This window comes from Flavobacterium sp., assembly GCF_052437795.1.
Taxonomy (GTDB): domain Bacteria; phylum Bacteroidota; class Bacteroidia; order Flavobacteriales; family Flavobacteriaceae; genus Flavobacterium.
This window is the reverse complement of record NZ_JBQVPA010000001.1, coordinates 550159-570050: the sequence shown is the minus strand read 5'-3', so window position 1 is coordinate 570050 and position 19892 is coordinate 550159. Positions and strand designations below refer to the sequence as shown.

General features: G+C 47.6%; 18 protein-coding genes. 8 read left to right on the top strand and 10 right to left on the bottom strand.

Features of this window, described 5'->3' with window-relative positions; translation table 11 throughout:
• Positions 1-181 precede the first annotated feature (181 nt).
• Positions 182-1780: a DUF6377 domain-containing protein gene (locus ACT6R0_RS02685; protein WP_444651054.1), complete on the bottom strand. Its 1599-nt coding sequence runs from the start codon at positions 1778-1780 to the stop codon at positions 182-184.
• A gap of 163 nt (positions 1781-1943) precedes the next feature.
• Here ACT6R0_RS02685 and ACT6R0_RS02680 point away from each other — a divergent pair, with 163 nt between their 5' ends.
• The gene (locus ACT6R0_RS02680; RefSeq protein ID WP_444651052.1) at positions 1944-2936 is read left to right on the top strand and encodes an SDR family NAD(P)-dependent oxidoreductase; all 993 of its coding nucleotides are present in this window, start codon (positions 1944-1946) and stop codon (positions 2934-2936) included.
• Positions 2937-3016: 80 nt separating this feature from the next.
• On the opposite strand, the gene ACT6R0_RS02675 is transcribed toward ACT6R0_RS02680, so the two are convergent.
• The 6 genes from ACT6R0_RS02675 to ACT6R0_RS02650 form a co-directional block, all read right to left on the bottom strand.
• Entirely contained in the window at positions 3017-5029 is a 2013-nt protein-coding gene (locus ACT6R0_RS02675) for a glycoside hydrolase family 97 protein (protein WP_444651050.1), read from the bottom strand.
• Between the two features lie 19 nt (positions 5030-5048).
• Positions 5049-6278: a glycoside hydrolase family 71/99-like protein gene (locus ACT6R0_RS02670; protein ID WP_444651048.1), complete on the bottom strand. Its 1230-nt coding sequence runs from the start codon at positions 6276-6278 to the stop codon at positions 5049-5051.
• A 93-nt stretch (positions 6279-6371) separates the two neighbouring features.
• Positions 6372-7871 (bottom strand): RagB/SusD family nutrient uptake outer membrane protein, encoded by a 1500-nt coding sequence (locus tag ACT6R0_RS02665; protein ID WP_444651046.1) that lies wholly within the window; start codon positions 7869-7871, stop codon positions 6372-6374.
• 27 nt (positions 7872-7898) lie between these two features.
• Positions 7899-10832 (bottom strand): SusC/RagA family TonB-linked outer membrane protein, encoded by a 2934-nt coding sequence (locus ACT6R0_RS02660; protein WP_444651044.1) that lies wholly within the window; start codon positions 10830-10832, stop codon positions 7899-7901.
• A 25-nt stretch (positions 10833-10857) separates the two neighbouring features.
• The gene (locus ACT6R0_RS02655; protein WP_444651042.1) at positions 10858-11937 is read right to left on the bottom strand and encodes a hypothetical protein; all 1080 of its coding nucleotides are present in this window, start codon (positions 11935-11937) and stop codon (positions 10858-10860) included.
• A 6-nt stretch (positions 11938-11943) separates the two neighbouring features.
• Positions 11944-12468, bottom strand: a complete 525-nt coding sequence (locus ACT6R0_RS02650; protein WP_444651040.1) for a DUF5004 domain-containing protein — start codon at positions 12466-12468, stop codon at positions 11944-11946.
• 371 nt (positions 12469-12839) lie between these two features.
• On the opposite strand from ACT6R0_RS02650, the gene ACT6R0_RS02645 reads away from it, so the two are divergent.
• Both ACT6R0_RS02645 and ACT6R0_RS02640 read left to right on the top strand, forming a co-directional pair.
• A complete protein-coding gene (locus ACT6R0_RS02645; protein ID WP_444651039.1) occupies positions 12840-14438 on the top strand; it encodes a DUF6377 domain-containing protein in 1599 nt (532 codons plus the stop codon).
• A gap of 161 nt (positions 14439-14599) precedes the next feature.
• On the top strand, positions 14600-14890 hold the full coding sequence (locus ACT6R0_RS02640; RefSeq protein WP_444651037.1) for a hypothetical protein: 291 nt from the start codon (positions 14600-14602) through the stop codon (positions 14888-14890).
• A gap of 65 nt (positions 14891-14955) precedes the next feature.
• Here the strand turns inward: ACT6R0_RS02640 and ACT6R0_RS02635 are convergent, their stop codons facing one another.
• Both ACT6R0_RS02635 and ACT6R0_RS02630 read right to left on the bottom strand, forming a co-directional pair.
• Positions 14956-15204 (bottom strand): hypothetical protein, encoded by a 249-nt coding sequence (locus ACT6R0_RS02635; protein WP_444651036.1) that lies wholly within the window; start codon positions 15202-15204, stop codon positions 14956-14958.
• A 20-nt stretch (positions 15205-15224) separates the two neighbouring features.
• A complete protein-coding gene (locus ACT6R0_RS02630; protein WP_444651034.1) occupies positions 15225-15425 on the bottom strand; it encodes a hypothetical protein in 201 nt (66 codons plus the stop codon).
• A gap of 303 nt (positions 15426-15728) precedes the next feature.
• Between ACT6R0_RS02630 and ACT6R0_RS02625 the strand changes: the two genes are divergently transcribed.
• From ACT6R0_RS02625 to ACT6R0_RS02605, 5 genes are all read left to right on the top strand, one after another.
• The gene (locus tag ACT6R0_RS02625) at positions 15729-16664 is read left to right on the top strand and encodes a ring-cleaving dioxygenase (protein WP_444651032.1); all 936 of its coding nucleotides are present in this window, start codon (positions 15729-15731) and stop codon (positions 16662-16664) included.
• A 111-nt stretch (positions 16665-16775) separates the two neighbouring features.
• A complete protein-coding gene (locus ACT6R0_RS02620) occupies positions 16776-17402 on the top strand; it encodes an alpha/beta hydrolase (protein WP_444651030.1) in 627 nt (208 codons plus the stop codon).
• Positions 17403-17459: 57 nt separating this feature from the next.
• On the top strand, positions 17460-18356 hold the full coding sequence (locus ACT6R0_RS02615; protein WP_444651028.1) for a pirin family protein: 897 nt from the start codon (positions 17460-17462) through the stop codon (positions 18354-18356).
• A 9-nt stretch (positions 18357-18365) separates the two neighbouring features.
• The gene (locus tag ACT6R0_RS02610) at positions 18366-18641 is read left to right on the top strand and encodes a GNAT family N-acetyltransferase (protein ID WP_444651026.1); all 276 of its coding nucleotides are present in this window, start codon (positions 18366-18368) and stop codon (positions 18639-18641) included.
• A gap of 31 nt (positions 18642-18672) precedes the next feature.
• Positions 18673-19464 (top strand): alpha/beta hydrolase, encoded by a 792-nt coding sequence (locus ACT6R0_RS02605; RefSeq protein WP_444651024.1) that lies wholly within the window; start codon positions 18673-18675, stop codon positions 19462-19464.
• Between the two features lie 63 nt (positions 19465-19527).
• Here ACT6R0_RS02605 and ACT6R0_RS02600 read toward each other — a convergent pair whose 3' ends face one another.
• Entirely contained in the window at positions 19528-19884 is a 357-nt protein-coding gene (locus ACT6R0_RS02600) for a hypothetical protein (protein ID WP_444651022.1), read from the bottom strand.
• Between the last annotated feature and the right edge of the window lie 8 nt (positions 19885-19892).

Sequence of the window (19892 nt, the reverse complement as noted above, 5' to 3'; positions counted from 1 at the left end):
ATTAAAAATTCAAAATATTGATTTACAATATATTAACATCTATTAGTATATATAAATTTGTAGCTTAAAATTACTTAAAAACTGACCACGAATTAATTTGTACAGGGTATTGATCTACCACATCATTCCCTCAACACAAGCCAAACCACTTGTAATGACGGCACCCTACAGCACTTTGCGGCTATCCTATTGTTTTGAGCTTTCTTTCAAATTCTTCTCTGCTCACGGCTGCTTTATTGCGTACCCTTGTGCGGTAATTGTAGATAGTGCTGATTGAATAACGCAGAAATGCCGCGATCTTTACACCATCGGTAATACCAAGTCTTTCGAGGGCGAATATCCTTAATTCATTATTTAGTATTTCGCCTTCCCTTACTTCGATCTGTTCTTCAGGCAACAATAATTTATTAAAGTCGGAAACAAAATTCGGGTACAGGTTGATGAACAGCATATCGAACCTCGCATAAAGGCTATGCAGTTCTTCATCAATAAAACTGTCGGACCTGAGTATGGCAGAGAGTTCTTCGTACTGTTTGGTCATCGCCTTTTTATTGAGCTTTTTACGATAGTCATCCAACTTACCGATATACGACGAACAAATGTCAAAAAACTGGGCTATGTATTCTTCCTTTACCCGGTTCGATTCGTGGAGCTGTACATTGGCCTGCTGAAGCTCACTGTTGAGGTATTCCAACTGCTGCCCCGACAGCAAGAGTTCTTCCCTTGTCTTAGAGACCTTACGCATCTGGCGGTACACATACACCACAGCAACGATCAGGAAAAAAGATAGTAAGCTTATCAGTAGCAGGTAGGTTTCCAGCTTCACCTTCGCATTATTCTCCTTCTCACGATAGGCCGCATTTATGATCGAATTGAATTCCGACATCATCAGCGTACGGAACTTTACATTGCAAAAAACAGCATCTTCCAGTGCCGACTGTGCGTATTTATAAGCCAGGTCTATCTTACCCTTGTTATAATAGTAAATGGCAAGCTGCTGCAGGGCTGCATTGTCTTTTATCGAATTTTCAATGTCGGTTATCGCCGCAAGGCTGTAGTATCTTACGCTCTCCTGCTCCCGGCCCTCTTTGGCTGCAATGTCACCCTGCAAGTAAACCGCCATGGCATAAGCAGGCGTCCTTCCCTTACTGTTTTGCTCCACCCCTTTTAAAATAACCTTCGCCCCGGCATCCTTACCATGGTACATGTAGTGCTGGGCAAGGTTGATGCGGTATTTTTCGCCGGAGGGATTCAGCACTCCTAGCAGCGAATCCCTGTAGGTCTCGATCATCGCTTCGTACTGCCTGCCGGGGTTGTTGGTGGTATAATGCTCATAGAACTGGCTGTAAAACTCATAGTACAGCGCCTTAAGGTCGTTGCCCAGCTTTTTGGCGCGGATGCCCTTCAGCAGTGTCTCCGACTCTAAAAAGTTGCCGTTGGAGGAATAAAGGTTGGCCAGCTGGATCTTAGAACGGTCAAGGTAATGGCTTTCCTTAAGATTTGCGGAGAGGTCGATGTTCTGCCTCACAAAATACAAAGCCGAATCGATCTTAAACTTCCTGTACTCTTCATACAGCTGCTGGTTGATGGCATATTCACGCTCCGGGCCGGAAATGCCTGCCAGCTTTTTACGGTAAGCCGCAATACGGTGATTTTTTTTTACCACAAAACTATTTTTGTCCGTAATAGCCCGCCCCAGCTCATTGGTGACATTTTGCAGGTCCTGTGCCTGCAACGATGCTGCCAGCGCAATGAGGCACAACATGAATAACTTCTTCATTTACTTAAATAGCCTGTAGGTGATATTGCAAATATAGGCAAATTACCATCTTTTGCCCCTATTGGCACATACGCCCTTCCGGATTAAAGTTATCATAAACCCGTTCCGGTCAAAGGATATTCTTAGTAATTTAATTCTGAGATAAAACAGTAAAGCTGAGAACATGAAGGATGCAGTAAGAAAAAAAGGAAGCCTTAACGGAAAAACGGTGGTCATTACCGGAGCAAGCAGCGGCGTTGGCCGTGCGGCAGCCGAAGCTTTTGCAATACAGGGTGCCAATGTGGTTATCGTGGCCCGAGGCCAAAAAGGAATCGACGAAGTTGTGCAAGCCTGCAGGGACATGAATGCCAGGGTTATTGGTATAGCCGCCGATATGTCTGTAAATGAAGATGTAGAAAGGGTCGCCAATGAAGCGCTGAAGATCAGCGGTAAGATCGATGTATGGATAAATAATGCCGGGGTAATGGCCAGCGGTAAATTTGAGGAGATACCCATGGAGATCCATGAGCAGGTAATTAAAACCAACCTGTTCGGGTACATGCACGGGGCCTATCAGGCCATAAGGATTTTCAAGGACCAGGATCACGGGATACTCATCAACAATGTATCGATCGGCGGCTTCATGCCCGCACCGTACAGTGCGGTATATTCGGCTACCAAATATGGCATTAGGGGAATGATGGTGTGCCTTCAGGGCGAAATTTCGAACCGTAGGCATATCCACGTCTGCAACCTCTATCCTCAGCTGCAAAATTCTACAGGCAACCTTCATTCTGCCAAATATTCGGGCTTTACCATGTCCATTCCGCCCATTGCTTCCGACCCACGCGACACGGCGGCAAAGATGGTCCGTCTGGCCAGGCATCCGCAGAAGGACCTGTTCCCCGATCTAACGTCCGCGGCAATTACCAACATGTACAGGCTTTTCCCAAAGCTGGTGATCAACGCTGCTTCGGCGGCGGTAAGGGTAACGATGAAGCGCAACAGGCCCAAACCGGGCGATCCGGGGAATGTGTTGGAAAATTCCAAAGAGCCTTTACGGGTATATGGAAAAACACCATCGTCGACCGCAAATACTATCGGACTTGCATTAGTGGCGGGGCTGGGTATTGGCATTGCATTAGTCGCGATAAGTAAAGCACGCAAAAGCGCCTAACTACATAAACACACATAACATTCCAAAAAAGGCAGCCATTACAGCTGCCTCTTCCCACTTATATGAAAACGTGATCAAAACTATTTCACTTCTGTAAAGCGTATCGCCGTACCTCCACCCGGAGCAAGGTTAACGTCAAGCACGGTTTTGTTGGATACCGTTCTGCTTTCGATGGTTACAGGATACGGATCGGTCTTATAGTCGGCTCCCGCCCCATCAGCATAGATCTCTGCCTTGTACGACTTCCCTGCCTCAAGGAATTTTAACGGTACGCTCAGCTTGCGCGCATCCTTGTTAGTGATCGCCCCCATGTACCAGTCGCTGCTGTTCCAATCCTTTCGTGCTATCACAGTGTATTCGGCCAGCTTGGCATCAGGCACAGTAGTTTCCGACCAAATGCACGGCACCTGCTTTACGAATTCGAACTCACGCCTGCCTTCGTAGTTCTCAGGCAGGTCAGAGGCCATTTGCAGCGGGCTGAATAGTACCACATACAACGCCAATTGGTGCGCCAGCGTAGTATTCACCTTAGCGCCCTGAGGAAGCTTGTAATCGAAGCCAAAGTTGCCCGGCGTGTAGTCCATAGGCCCCGAAAGCATACGGGTGAACGGAAGCAGCACTGTATGCTCGGTAGTATTGCCCCCATCGTCAGACCATGCATTGTACTCCTGCCCCCTGCCGCCTTCCCAGGTCATAAGGTTCGGGTAGCTGCGTTGCAGCCCTGTACCTTTTACAGGCTCGTGGTTGTCGATCATGATCTTGTATTTCGCGGCAGTTTTCACCACCTTGCGGTAATGGCGCACACCGTACTGGCTGTCGTGCCATTCCTTTTTATCGAGGTACTTGTTCACATAGCCCGTTTTCACAGAGTTCACACCCAGCTTATTGTATAGTTTGAATGCATCTTCTAACTGGGTTTCATAATGCTGCGAAGCCCCTGCTGTTTCGTGGTGCCCAATGAGGCGTACGTTTTTAGATCTTCCGTAGCGGGTAATTTCCTCAATGTCAAAATCAGGATAAGCCTGCGTAAAGCTGAAGGCACGTCCGTCTGCGGTCCAGTCGCCATCCCAACCCACGTTCCATCCTTCTACCAAAACACCGTTTAGGCCGTGCTTAGCGGCAAAGTCGATGTATTCTTTGGTAATTTTCGTAGTCGCGCCATGCTTTGGCCCTTGGCCCCACGAGAATTTTTCCAAGTGCATACCCCACCAGATACCGATGTACTTGGATGGTTCGATCCACGAGGTATCGGTAATTTTAGATGGTTCATTAAGGTTCAGCATCAATGTGGACGTAACCAGGTCACCCGGTTTTTTAGCTACAATTACCGTACGCCAGGGAGTAGCGAACGGCACCTGCGCATATACTTTCGTCCCATCTGCCCATGGCACAAGCTCGCTCGTGTAGGTATTGCCTTTGCCTTTCAGTAATGTCATCGAGGCATAGTCCGTAAGTGCGGCTTCGTGCAATGCCATGAACAGCCCGCTTTTAGCCTCAAAAGTCGCCGGCGTGTTGATGGTATCGGTTCGGCTCATAGCCGTTTTGCGGTAATGGCTCTCGTAGTAGCTGTTCTCCCTGTGTACGGGTGTCCACCACACATTCTCATCTGCGGGGAACACGAACTGTGTCAGCTCATTGGAAATTTTAACCTTATCCATGTTGGGCTGTTTCGGGAATGAGTACCTAAACCCCACACCATCATCAAACACACGGAAGATGATGTCCATTTTACGCTTTTGCCCACCGGTCTCTTCAAGGTGGATGGTCAGCTCGTTATGATGGTCTTTTATCTTTTTGAACTCGCCCCAAGGCTGGTCCCATGTGGTGTTCACCGTATTTTTTTCTGTCGAAAGCACTTTAAAGCCGTCGGCCATTTTCGGAATGCCGTCAAACTCAAAGCCCATTAGCGAAGGCTGCAGCACTTTTGTTTTCCCTGACGAAAGTGTGTATTGTGGTTGCCCGGTTTTGGTCAGGCTAAAGGTAATTTCGTTGGTTTTCCCCGGAGAGGCAACTTTATAGGACTTTTGGGCGCTGCACGACAGTATTACCAGCATTATGGCCGCGATACATTGCCTGAATGGTATTTTTTTCATTAGTAGTATTGGCATTAATTTATTCTATCTCGTTCAGCTGTTCGATCGCCTTATCCGGCTGCATCGATGCGAAAAATCCAAAGGCCCTGTCCAGCTTGCTTTGTACCGAAGCATTGCCTTTGTATTGTTTTCTCAGCTCAAAGAGCCTGCTTATTTCGTCGAACACATTGCTTCCCGATACGCCTGCAAAAGTTTTTATCTTCTCAACATAGCTGTAACCGAATTCAACGGTCGGCTCGATCATGGTACCTTCGCCAAAGTCGTTCCACGTGATCAGTTGCAGGTAGTCTGTGCCCGATGCTGTCGCCATGGCCAAAGTCTGGTCCAGCGTGCTGCCATGCGGAATGGTCCAGCCTATCGCCGCACCGCCGCCGCCCTGCACGTAGTAATCGTTAAATCCCGGGTAAGCGCTGCCCATAGAAAATCCGAGTGTGGGCACCCTGTTGGCATAAAAATTCGACAGGTGCGTGTTGTCCTGGTACACCCACGAGTACTCGCCCGCGGCATTGGCACCTGCCTCTGCCGACTCATACCACAGCGTAAGGAAATGCGGCTTCGGGTTCAGGTTGGCAAACGCGTTGGTCCAGTTATCCGGGTTGGTAAGTGTTATCGGCCCAAAGTTGAGCAATAAAGGCTTACCATCGATCTTTATGTATTCCGCGTCGTTAAAATAGTTGTTCTGCATGTAGGCCATGTCGGCCTTTGCGGCAGTAACCGTTGCCGGTGCCAGGCCAGCATCTACAATATTCTGAAGAAAACGGTCTTCATACACTATGGCATACTCCAGTCCTACCTCATCCAGCATGGCTATCAGCGCTTCGGAGTTGTCCCTGTTAATGCGGTAATCGTTCAGGTCATATGTGCCGTACCAGTTGATGAGCACACCATCTACGCCCGCATACTTCATCATGAGCAGGTGGTTCTCTACCACATCCTTATCGCCTGAATGGTAAGGCCCTATCAGGGGATAATAATGCGCCGCGATCTCCCTTCTGCCATTGGCATCCATATTATCGGGGTTTTTGTTGCCCATTTTCCAGTGAAAGCCCCATTGGCCGTCGGGACTGCTTTCTTTCGTCTCGAACCATGGCATGTAGTGCATGTAAATTTTTGTCGTGTTGGTCTTTGCTACCGGTACAGGATCGAACGTTTCGGCAGGCGTGCCGCTTTTTCCGGAGTCATCCTTGCTGCACTCCATGGCCGAAACACCCAGTATCCCGACAAGTAACAATGTTTTTAAACTGTTCATTTTTTGAATAGATTTTATGGGGATGTTCTTACTGAAAAAATACCGGCCCTCCCATGAACTAACCCAAACATTGGAGGACCGGCCAAAACTAGCTTAATATCCCGGATTTTGCACCAAATTTGTATTGGTAGCCAAAACCGTTGCCGGTATAGGGTAAATGGCTTTATGCGGCGCCGTAGACCCTTTTTCCCACCATGGCTGGAAGAATGTCCCGAACCTGATGTTATCTGTCCTTCTCCTGCCTTCAAAGATGAATTCGCGCAGCAGTTCCTTGTCAATGAAAGCAAGGTCTATGGTACCCGGCGTTTCAAGCCCCGCACGCTCCCTTACCTGCTGTACAAATGGCTGCGCCAGTCCCGGCGAGCCAAGGCGCACGTAGCATTCAGCCTGCATCATCAGTATCTCGGCGTAGCGCAATACTACAAAGTCGTGGTCGCGTTCCCATTGCTCACCAGCCTTCATTTCATATTTGCCAAGCCTTACGCCTTCGTTCTGGCGGGCATCGGTAAGGTTCACCTCTTCGGTATAGCTAAGCGGCTGCCCACTATCCATAATGATCACCTGGCCTGTAGCAAGGTTGATCTGGTCGCCGTGGATCATTGCCCTCTTCCTCCTGTCGGTATCATCGAATGATGAATATACACCCGGCTGCGCGCACATACCGTTACCGCTCCAAGGATAATCGCCTGTTGCAGAAACCGTGAACCTGTGCAGGTAGTGGCAGCTCATCGATGACATGTAGTTGCCCACCGTACCGGCCTGTTGGTCATAAGGTATCGCGAAGATGATCTCCGGCGATGTCTGGTTCTCCGTTTTAAAGCTGGCAAAATAATCAGGTGTCAGTGAGTAGCCCGAAATGTTCTGGCACATATCAATGCAATCCTGCCAGCGGGCCACGCCTATAAAAGCCTCAGAGTTGAGGTACAGCCTCGCCAGCATGCCATAAGCCACATTTTGTGTGAACTTAGAGTAGATCACCTGCGACGGAAGGTGTGGCAGTGACTCCAATAGTTCGGTCTCGACAAAATCGTACACCTCCTGGCGGGTAGAGTTTGTAGGCAGCGACTGGTCTTCAAAGTCGGTCACGATCGGCACATTCCCGAACATATCCAAAAGCATGTAGTAGTAATATGCCCTTACCGACCGTAGTTCTGCATAAATAGGCACCTTAGCATCTTCTGTAAGGCCCGATCTCTCTACCTGGTAGATGATGGCATTTACCTTCGCAATGCCGGTGTAGCAATACCTCCACGCCGAAAGCAGCATACCATTGTCGGCAGTCCACTCGTGGCGCTGTACCTGCTGGTAGCGCCCGCCGTCAAACCAGTCAGTGCCACGTGTAGGTATCGTAGCCTCATCCGAAGCTACCTCGTTAAGGAAAAACACATATTCGCAGGTTGGGTACGAGTTGGATATCGCATCGGCAAATCCCCTAAGCGAGGAATAAGCCCCGCCCACAAGCGCCTGTATCTCGCTCGGTGTCTGCCCAAAGTTGTCATCGGGCACCCTGTCGTAGAGGTCCTCTTCCAGGTCGGTACAGGAAAAGGTAAATAGCATGCTGAAAAGTAATGCTGCTGTTATCTTGGTTCTCATTTTTCTTTATTTATAAATTAGCAATTCTTAGTGGTTCAGCATAAAGTTCAGTCCCAGTGAGAAAGTCCTTGGGCGCGGATAGTTGTTGAACCTGTCAATGCCCGGATTAGCAAGGCCTGTATTGTCTATCTCAGGGTCTACGCCGCTGTAATTGGTAATTACGAACAGGTTCTCACCCATTACGTACAGCCTTAGCTTTGAATCCTTCATCGGGACCGTATACCCCAATGTTACCGTTTGCAGCCTGAAGAATGATGCGTCTTCTATCCAGTAGCTTGAAAAAGCCGGTGCCGATGTAAGCGTACTGCCCACAAAACTATCCGGAATGTTGTAAGCCGGCATCCTGTTAGGGTCGTTCAGCATCATTTCGGTAGCATTCAGTACATCCTGCCCGAACATACCATAGCTCGTAAAGCCAAAGTCGAAGCTCTTATAGGTAAAGTTCATGCCGAAGCCAACGGTAAAGTCAGGCTGTACATCGCCCAGCACCCTGTCATCCTCGCTAAGTATCTGCGCGCCATCCTCGTCCTGTCCCAGGTACTGCTTGCCGTAGAAAGTTCCAACCGCATATCCTTCATCAATGATCTGCGAGAATTGGTTAGACATACCCGCAAGGCCGTGCAGTGAACCACTGTAAATACGGTCGGTCTCATACACCTGGTTGCTCAGCTTCTCTATCTTTTGCTTGTTCTTGGCAAATACAAAGTTAGCATCCCATGTAAACTTATCGTTGTTGATAATGTTCGCGTTCAGCGTAAGCTCTACCCCTTTGTTGGAAAGCTCGCCTACGTTGGCCAGCATCGTCCCTACAAGATATGGCGGTTGCGGCACTTGGTACGTGTATAGCAGGTCTTTTGTGTTCTTGTTATATACTTCAAAAGTACCGGTAAGGAAATCGCCCACGCCAAAGTCAACGCCAAAGTTCAGCTGTGTTGTCTGTTCCCACTTCAGGTCGGGGTTCGGGTTTTGTGTTGGCGAGTAGGCAAGGCTCCATGTTCCTGTAGCAGGATCATAATAGCTGTCCTGGCCTACGCCGAGGATGGAAAGCGATCTGTATTCGCCTATGCCGTCCTGGTTACCGGTAACACCGTAGCCTACGCGTAGTTTCAGGTTGTTAACTTTCCAGTTCTCTTTTACATAGCTGAAGAAACCTTCGTTGCTGATGTTCCATGCCACAGCAGCCGAAGGGAATACACCCCACTTATTGTTGGCCCCAAAACGGCTGGAACCGTCGCGGCGTATCGTACCGGTAACCATATATTTACCGTCATAAGCATAATTCGCACGGCCAAAGAAAGAGACCAGGTTCGACTTGCCTTTATACGAATACACATCGCCAAGGCGGTAGCTGTAGCCCGCGCCAAGGTTGTTATAGCCGAAAAGGTCGGTTTCAAAACCGCTGCGCTGCGCGCCAAAGCCTTCGTACATATTTTCAAGGTAAGAATATCCTGCCAGCGCGCCAAAGCTGTGCTTATCGAACACCTTATTGTAGCTAAGGAATGCCTCAAGCTGCGTGGTCATGTATTCACCATACGTCTTTTGTCCATAGCCATTTTCAGTCCTGCCTTCAAGCACCGCATACGATGGCTTATAGGTATTACCCTGAAGCGCATTGTGCTCTACCGAAGTATTTACAACCGCCTGAAAACCATCAAACAGGTTCAGTTCCGTCTTAAAGTAGCCCAGCACCCTGTGGCGCTTACTGTCGGCAGTCCTGTTGGTGAGTATTTCCACCGGGTTCTCGTACAATGTACCGCCTACCGATGTAAAATCGCCATTGGCATCCCTTACCGGTATGGTAGGGTTCAGGTTGAAGGAACGCTCGAATATCCTATAGTCCAGCGGGTGCCACTTGTCCATGTTGGCAAATACGCCTACGTCGAACTTCAGTTTCCTGTCCCAGGCATACTGGTAGTTGCTTACGTTGATGTTGGTCCTTTCAAGGCCCGATGTCTTTACGATACCTTCGTTATTGAGGTACGAAAGCGAAGCGCGAAGGCCGCCGTTCTCTGTATTGGAGGTAATCCCAAGGGTATGGTTTTGCATAAAGCTGTTCTGCTGCAATTCCTTTTGCCAGTTGGTATTGCCACCATAGTCTATGGCATCGGCAATGCCATTATCGCGTACGTACTGCCTCCACTGGTTGCCCGAAAGCATGTCGAGGTTGTTGGCCGCCTTGCCTACACCCATAAAGCCGTTGTAGTTTACAGATAATCCCTGCGCGCCCTTACCGCCCTTGGTCGTTATGATGATGACACCATTGGCACCCCTCGAACCGTAGATGGCCGTTGCCGAAGCATCTTTAAGGATGTCTATCGTTTTGATGTCTGCCGGCTGCACCACATTAATGTCTACGCCCGCGATACCATCTACCACCACAAGCGGGTTGTTGCTTGCGGTAAGCGATGTACCTCCGCGAAGGCGCACCGAACCGCCATTGGCAGGATCACCGCTACCCCGCACCACGGTCAAACCCGCTACCTTACCCTGAAGGACAAGCTCTGTAGACGGGATGTTGCCTTTTACAAGGTTCTTTTCAGATACAGTGGAAATGGAACCCGTAAGGTCCGATCTGCGCATGGTACCATAACCTACTGATACGATCTCCACACCTTCAAGCTCTGTAGTGCTTTCCTCAAGGCTTATGGTTAGCGTATCGCTTGTAGAAGCGTCTACCAAAATGGTTTGTGTAGTAAATCCTATTGCGGATATCTCTATGCTGCTGCCAAGGGTCACCTGGATAGCAAACTTACCGTCTGCATCTGTAGCGGTAAAATTGGAAGCATTGGTCTCCTTAACCGAAACGCCGGGTACCGGCATTCCGCTTGTGTCATTTATAGTACCCGATACCAGCTTTTTGCCCTGCGCGATTGCCGTGCCCGACAGTAAAAGCATGAACACCATGAGTACCATTGATGCTGCCCACCTTCCGGGGGCCTTATTTGTGCCTGTATTATTCATCAGATCTGGTTTTAATTGGTGGTTGTTAGTCTGCCGTTTTTAGCGGGATGGTAGTGTCGGATATCGTGTGGCCAAGATTGTCCTTTACCAGAACGTGTATCCCGGTCAGGTTGGCCTCATTCTGGAATGCCGACACAAGGTTTACAAACCCTTTTATCTCGGTCATGTTGCCAACGATCTCGCCCGATATCGTAGTTGCGCCGCCCGTTACGGTATATAACAGCTTGTTCACACCTACTTCATTATTTTTGCGGATGATCCCCAGGAAATCCCTTTTGGTCAATTGCATTGGGAAAAAGCGGAAGTCCGGCGGTGGTGGCGCTACATATTCGGCAGCATAGATGATCTGGTCCGGCGAAGTTCCTGCCCAATCGCCCTTCACAAAAAGGAAGGTGATATTTTCCATCACAAAACCATCAGGGGCGTTGTAGTAGGTTTTCGGCACAAGGTCCATTTTCCAGAAGCCGTTACCCAAATTCTTAAGCCTTGTTTTTTCAACGATCTCCGTAAGCCATGCCTGGTATTCCTGCGGCAGCGCCCAGTTGTTGAGCCCGCTGTGGAAATGAACGCTGGTGGCATCTTCAAATCCGGGAACCAGGTTGGCATTGAACAATATGCTCACACCACCATCAAGCGTTGGCTCTTCAGGGTACGACCGAATGATCTGGTTGGCTGTGTAGAATGAAGAGAAATCGGTATACGGCATGTTGCCTACTTCGCTCTGCATCGTACCGGCATCATCTTTTAAACGGAACCAAAAGCCCGCGCTGGCCGCGATCTCTGCCGGGGTTTTAGAAAAATAAGTAGTTGGAGTAAGCGTAAAGCTCCATACCATGTTGTCTACATAGGTCAATTTGGCAAAATCGGAAGAGTTATTGAAATTGCCCGCATCCGGCTCGGATGGTGACCATATCCAAAGGTAAACGTCCTGGTTGGGTGCGAATGTGGTGGTAGAAAGGTCAAAGTACCAGGTAACCTGCTCGTCGTATTTATATACCACAGGGTACGACCACATCCTGTTTATCGACCCTGCCGCGGTTTGGGCCTTCATTGCAGAAGGCGCCAGCATCAGGGCGAAAAAAAGTATAGGTAGGATTTTTTTCATTTGCTGTTAGTTTAAAGAATTTAACCTGAATACATACGATACGAAAGGTGTGCCATCGGCAGTCCTTACCAGTTGTATCTCCATTTCGTCATTGCTCCCCGGTACCGAGGTAAGCCTCAACTCATCGGTTTTTTGTGTTTTGGCGGCATCGCTGTAAAGGAATATGCGGATGCCCCCGTTATTCGTCGGCTGAAAAGGAGTGCTCAGTTCCCAATAGCCGTTCGGAGCGAATAGTGGCGGTACTTCCCCTGTCACCTGATAGGTGGTAGGGTCCATGTTGCCATCAACACTAAAGTTGATCTGGAAATTCTCATAATTGAACAGCGTGCTCAGGCTCTGCTCATTTGGCTGGATGTTGTTCGCCTTAGCATACTCGTCCACCATCTTCAGGTTCATCAGCCCCCAGTCGCCATTCATCTTCTCATAAACAGTGATCGGGTCTACGCTGCTGCCATCGTCCTGCTCATCACATCCGATGAACGCCAGCGAGCATAAAATGGCCGCTAACCCATACGTAATTTTGCGTCTCATAAATTTTGTCAGTTAAGTTTGGTAAAATCGTTTTCGTGAAACTTTTAAGCGAAGCTATATGTTAAAAAAAACTAAATAAAGAAATACATTAAAAATCAAGGTACTATAACGTTATATTTTAAATTAAACACTTATATAACAAGCAATTATAAAATGATTAAAATGGATAAAATCAAGTAGCTATACAGGTCAAAAGATCGCTACTATCACAGTGTAAAATGATGAATTGTAATTTTTATAAGAAAATAATTCAGAATAATTTAGTTTTTAGACATGATTTAGGCGATAGTGAAATTTTATCCTATATTTAGCCTTTAAAATCATTATCCGAACCATTATTCACGGCATTGATCTTTAAGCACATACACCCGATGCGTTTTATAATTTCCTTATTATTGCTGCTCGCCCCTGCCCTTTTAGCGGCCCAGGCCGTCGACCCTTTGCTTAAAGAACTGGACGGAGCATTGTCAAACAAGGAAACCTACGTAAAGCAGAAATACAGCCGGATAAATACCTTTAAAAAGAACATCAGGAAATTCACCCTAAGCAAAGACAACAAGGGGTTATATGAAAATTACATATTCCTTTTCAATGAATATAAATCATTCAAGTACGATTCGGCCTATTACTACCTTGAAGAAGCAAAATCAACGGCATTCTTATTAAAAGACCGCCAGGTACTGGACAGGACCCGTATTAAAGAGGGGTTTGTACTGCTCTCATCCGGCCTGTTCAAAGAAGCCATCGATACGCTAAATGTGGTCAATGAGGCTGCGCTGGATCAGGAAGGCCGGTACGATTATTTTTCCGTAAAGGCGCGTGCTTATTATGATCTGGCCGATTATAATCACGATAAGCGCTATAATATTACCTACATTCAGCAGGGAACCGCTTATCTCGAAAAGGCACTGGCGCTGGTACAGCCCAATACGAACCAGTACTGGACCACCCGAAGCCTGATGCAGATGAAGCAGCAGGATTGGAAAAATGCTGAGAAGTCGTTTACCCACTGGCTGGATAAATTTGATCTTCCTGCCGAATACTATGGCATTGCAACATCGTCACTGGGATACATTTATTCTGAACGGGGCGATACGCAAAAAGCCATACACTACCTGACCATGGCCGCCATTGCCGATGTAAAGAACGCCACAAAAGAGACCGTAGCGCTTCGCAACCTTGCTAACGAGCTTTTTAAAATGGGGCAGCTTGACAAGGCCAACCACTACATAAACCTGGCAATGGACGATGCTACCTTTTATGACGCACGCCACCGCAAGATCGAGATATCGACCATACTGCCCATAATAGAAAAAGCACAGCTCAACAAGGTAAATGAGAAAAACGACATGCTTGAGAAGATCGTGATACTGCTTACGGTACTGGCGGTCATCATCATACTGTTCCTCATTATCATCTTCAGGCAATTGAAGGAACGCAATGCCTCGCGTAAAGCCATGGCAGCCTCCTACGCGCAATTACAGGAAATGAATAAAAGCCTGAGCGAGGCTAATACGATCAAAGAGGAATATATCACTTACTTTATCAAGGCGACATCCGACCTTATCAATAAGCTGGACCATTTGCAAAAGAGCAGCATCCAAAAGGTAATCTCTAAAAAAACGGATGAGTTGCTGTCATTGCTGAAACGCTACGATGTAAAGAAAGAGCGTGAAGACCTGTTCCACCAGTTTGATGCTATCTTCCTGAAATTATTCCCTACCTATATTACCGATTTCAACAGCCTTTTTTCCGAAGACCACCGCAGCGTTGTCAAAAAAGGCGAGCTCCTCAATACCGAGATGCGCATTTTTGCCCTGTACCGCCTGGGCATACAGGATTCCAGCCAGATCGCCGATTTCCTTGAGCTTTCGGTGACTACCATCTATTCTTACAAAACCCGTATCAAGAGCAGATCTGATCACAAAGAGGTATTTGAAGAGAAGATCATGGGGATCAAATCAATATAATATATATTGACTACCTGAAAGTTAAAAATAGTATCTCATAGCGGTAACATTTCTTTGTCTGACTCGTCCTACATATGATCAGCCGGCAGGAAGCGATCCCTGCGTCAATTATCATCAATCATCAATTTCCCTGAAAGCCGGGGAGATAATTAACCCAAATAATGAAAAAGATAAAATTTGCCTTCCCGAAAAGTATACTGGGAATATCCGGCCCCGACTGGATAAGGCGGTTAAAAAAAATGCGTGCTTTTAAAGGCCATGAATTCGAAGATCCCGGGCAAACTAGTGAGGTTGCTTCGAATGTAATTACGAAGGATAACTCAGTATTCAACATAAATCCAGCACTATCTGACCCTGCCGAGGCAACAGTTGCCGATACTGTAGGCAGCTTCTTCTGGCCGCGACCATCAGCGGCCATGTATGAAAGGTACAGGATGCAATTTTCGATCTGATAGATCTAAAATACAAAAGCAGCCCGGTAAGAGGCTGCTTTTGCGCATATATAAGCGGTATATAATTATGGCACTTGTGTGCCAACGGGGTTCTCGTTCTTTCCGCCACCGGTCCTTACAATGGTATCACCATCCTTTTCCGTTACGGTATCCATCACAGGATCGTCAGGTGCTTCCGATTCAGGAACAATTCCCTTGCTGTCGGTAGTCTCAGTAGTCGTTTCGGCATCCGCTTCCTTTTTGCAGGAAGAAAATGAGAGCGCTGCCACAAGCAGTGAGCTGAATACAGCGCTCCTTACTATCGTCTTTTTCATAGTCGTATCTTTAGGTGGCCTTATGGGCCCATTATTGTATCGGGGTTTACCGTAGTGGTAGAATCCGAAGTGTCTACATCACGGTCCATAGCATTGGTATCCGTAGTTCTAGTGGTCACGTCAGTTTCAGTTGTAGTGGTTTCCTCTGTTTTTTCTTTGCACGACATAAGCGCCATCGAGGCGGCAGCGGCAAAAATGATCAGTGTGTTCTTTGCTTTCATGGGTGGTTGCTTTTGTAAGTTCAAAATTAAACCATTGCCAACCGACACACTCCCAACGAAATAGTAAAGTTATGTTTCAGGTTTCTTAAATTTTTGGGCGTGCCGCTTCACTCCGTTACGCGTCGTGCTGTGCGTTGCAAGCTTTATTCCGCAGGCTCCATAAAGGCTTTCCACTGCCATCCCTCACGCGCGGTCATAAGATCATTTATGGTAATGGGGTTATTTACGTTCTTGTCCCAGTTCAATGTTTTGGAGTACTGATCGAACTAATTTTACACTATCAAATTTAAAAAAAACAATATCATGGAAAATACTATCTTAGGCCTGCACCACATCACAGCCATTGCAGGCGACGCGCAAAAGAATTTCAACTTCTATTCTAAAATACTGGGGCTGCGATTCATCAAAAAAACGGTGAACTTCGACGACCCGGGCACCTACCACTTTTACTTTGGCGACGAGGTGGGCAGCGCCGGTACCATACTCACTTTCTTCCCTTGGGGCGATGGCATACCACAGGGACGCCGCGGAGCAGGAATGGCAACAGAGATAGGATATTCTGTACCAAAAGGCAGCCTGGAGTTCTGGATGGAAAGGTTTGAGAAGTACAACGTCATTTATAATAAGCCTGCGGAGAAATTTGGGGAACGTTATCTTACGTTCATCGACCCCGACGGTCTGAAGCTCGAACTTACTGAAGTGGAAGCCGATACCCGCAAACCCTGGACTACCGATGAAGTGGGAGCCGATGCTGCATTGCGTGGGTTCCACCACATAACGCTGACTTTGAACAGCCTTGAGGGCACAGCAAGAATATTGACCGATGTATTTGGCTACCGCCTTGCCGCCACCGAGGTTACACGCCACCGCTTTGTAACCGATGCCGTAGAAAATGCCGCTATTGTAGACATTGTAGAACTTAAGGACGAAAAACGAGGCCATGTGGCAAATGGTACCGTGCATCACGTAGCCTTCAGGGTACTTAATGACGAAGTGCTGATGCATTTCAGGGAAAAAGTAGCCGCCGCCGGGCTGAGCATTACCCCACAGATCGACCGCAATTACTTCCATAGCCTGTATTTCAGGGAACCGGGTGGTGTACTTTTCGAGATCGCTACCGACAATCCCGGATTCATGGTCGATGAAACGCTCGAGGATCTGGGCAAAGGCCTGAAACTGCCCGCACAATATGAGTCACGGCGCGAGGATATCGAAGCGCATTTGATACAGATAAATTGATCTTCCTCTCAATCCGGCAAGAGTGTTACGCCACGTCTCCCTCTCCTTCGGAGAGGGCTGGGGAGAGGACTACACGGCAAGGATGAGCTTTTAACTTTAAAACCTATTACTATGGACTTTCAACCTTTAAAATACATTTACAAGCCATCGGGCAACCCTGATGCCTATACCCTGCTCCTGCTGCACGGCACAGGGGGCGATGAAACCGACCTTATCCCTCTGGTGCAAAACTTTGGGGACAGCTATAATATCCTTAGCCTTCGCGGCAACGTTTCCGAGAACGGCATGCCACGCTTCTTCAAACGTTTGGGCATGGGCATATTTGACGAAGCCGACCTGCATTTCCGTACCAATGAAATGGTGGCATTCATAAAAGAACTGGCCGGAACAGAAGGATTCGACCCAACCAAGGTCATTGCGTTGGGCTATTCGAACGGAGCGAACATAGCAGGGGCTACCCTTGTTAAATATCCCGGTTTCCTTGCGGGCGCGATACTGTACAGGCCAATGCAGCCCTTCAAGACCATTGAAAATAAAGGTGCCAACAGCAAAGCCAGGGTCTTTTTCAGCAGCGGGCAACTGGACCCAACGGTAAATAGAGAAGCAACACAGGGCTATATTGACATCCTTAAATCCAGTGGATCGGATGTAGAATTTCATGAATTCCCCACAGGGCACAACCTCACGCAGGCAGATATAACGTTATCGAAAAAGTGGTTGTCAGAGAATTTCCACTAAAGAAACCTTAATATTAGCACGGAAATTAGTACCTTAACCTTTTAAAAACATCTCCCGATGTCCAACATAAACCTGATCATAGAAGAACGCCCAAGCGATATTGGTAATTTCCTCGTAGGCAGGCTGCTGCCGTTTCGCGAAAAGCGTACTGTAGGCCCTTTTGCATTTATCGACCACATGGGGCCGGTGGCACTGCACGACAATGAGAACATGGATGTAGGGCCGCATCCGCATATAGGGCTGTCTACCCTCACCTACCTATTTGAAGGCAGCATCATGCACCGTGATAGCCTGGGTACCGAAATAGAAATAACCCCCGGACAGGTGAACTGGATGACCGCAGGTAAGGGCATCACCCATTCTGAACGTACGCCCGACCACTTGCGCCATTCCGACAAAAACCTGCACGGCCTGCAAATATGGGTAGCACTGCCCAAACACCTGGAGCAGATGGAGCCTTCCTTTGCGCACGTTACTGAAGATGAACTGCCTGAGTGGGATATTGACGGCGTGGCTGCCAAGCTCATCGCAGGCGAAGCATTCGGTAAAAAGTCACCCGTGCCGGTATACAGTCCGCTCTATTTTCTTGAACTGAAAAGCACACACAAACAAAAGCTCTCGATCGGACGCAACCTTTTTGGTGAAAGCGGACTATATATACTGGAAGGTAGCATTGAGACCGAAGGAAACACATTTTTACCCAAGCAATTGCTGGTCGCCAAAGATGCATCGCTGTGCGAGTTCATCCTGAATGAAAATTCTACCGTATATATATTCGGTGGGGAGCCGTTCCCGGAGGCGAGGCACATTTACTGGAACTTTGTTGCTTCGTCGCCCGAGCTGATCGAAGAAGCCAAAGAGCGTTGGGTAAAACAGGGATTCCCTAAAGTGCCTGGCGAAACAACATTTGTACCGCTGCCCGAGCAAAAAAGCGGTTTCAACATTAAAAAATAATACATCAAAATGGAAATACAACATACTGACGACGGAAAGAAAGGCCAATTCAGGGCTGTGGAAGGCGATACAGAGGCAGGGATCATGACCTACGTATGGGCCGGCGAAGACAAATTCATCATAGAGCACACGGTAGGGAATCCCGAATTTAAGGGTGTGGGCATAAAGCTGCTGGATAAAGCCGTGGCATTTGCCCGCGAAAAAAACGTGAAGATCATCCCTTTGTGCCCTTTTGCAAAAAAGATGTTCGACAGGAAAGAAGAGATACGCGACGTGCTGGCATAACGTAAAACTGCTATGAAAAAGAAGACCCCGAATGAATGCTATTACCAAAAATACTATTGTTTTTATAACCGGCGCGTTTATAAGCCACACCATCTGGAAACCCTGGACAGAATGGTTTGAGTCCAGAGGCTACAAGTGTATCGCGCCTGCCTGGCCGCATAAGGAAGGTACGGCAGAAGAACTGCGCGACCGCCTGCCCAATGATATGGGGCTTGCAGGGACACACCTGAAGGATGTGATAAACCACTACATAGCCATCATAGAAAAGCTTCCCGTAAAGCCCATTGTGATCGGGCATTCGCTGGGAGGGCTAATTGTACAGCTATTGGTTAACAGAGAACTCGTTGCGGCCGGAATTGCCATACATTCCGCGCCTGCATATGGCTCGCTTTCTTTAGAATGGTCATCAGTAAGATCGATCTGGAAACCACTTGGATTCCTTTCATTGTCTAAAAAGGCTTACCTCATGGACCAAAAAGAATGGAATTATGCCATTGCTAACGGGATGGACCACCACGAACAAAAAGATTCTTACCAAAACTTTGCCATACCCGCATCCAAACTTGTACTTAGGGACGCACTGACAAGGGATACGAAAATAGACTTTAAAAAGGTACACCCTCCGCTATTGTTCATTACAGGAACGGGCGACCACATGACCCCTGAACCTGTAATTTACAACAACTTTGTAAAGTACGACCCTTTACACTCGGTAACCGACTATAAAGAATTTAAGGACCGTAACCACTTTGTGCTGGCACTGCCCACATGGCAGGAAGAGGCCGACTATATTTATGAATGGCTGCAGGTAGTGAAGCAATAAAAAAAGGATAGCCCGTAAATAGAGTGCCATCCTTTTTTTGACTCAGATCGAATTAGCCTTATTTTACAGGAATTTATATCCTATCCCGAATGTCCATATCGGTTCGTCTTTTGCATCGTAACCATAATATGAAGTAATGGCCATCCAGTTCTTATATTCTATTATGGGCGATACCGCAAGCCTTGGATAAGCCCTTTCATCTACCAATATCAATGATGGGAATGCCCCTACCCCTACCTTAAAACTATTAGTGAACTTGTACTTAAGGCTGGGACCGCCCACGTTGATCCCTAAAGTTTTACTTCCGTACGATACAGCCAGCATGCCGTCAAAACCGGCTTCGAATTTCTTTTCCTCCGGTTTTTTTTCCTCCGGGGCTTTAGATGCTTCCTGAGCGAAGCCTTTTACCAGAAATAACATGCAGGATA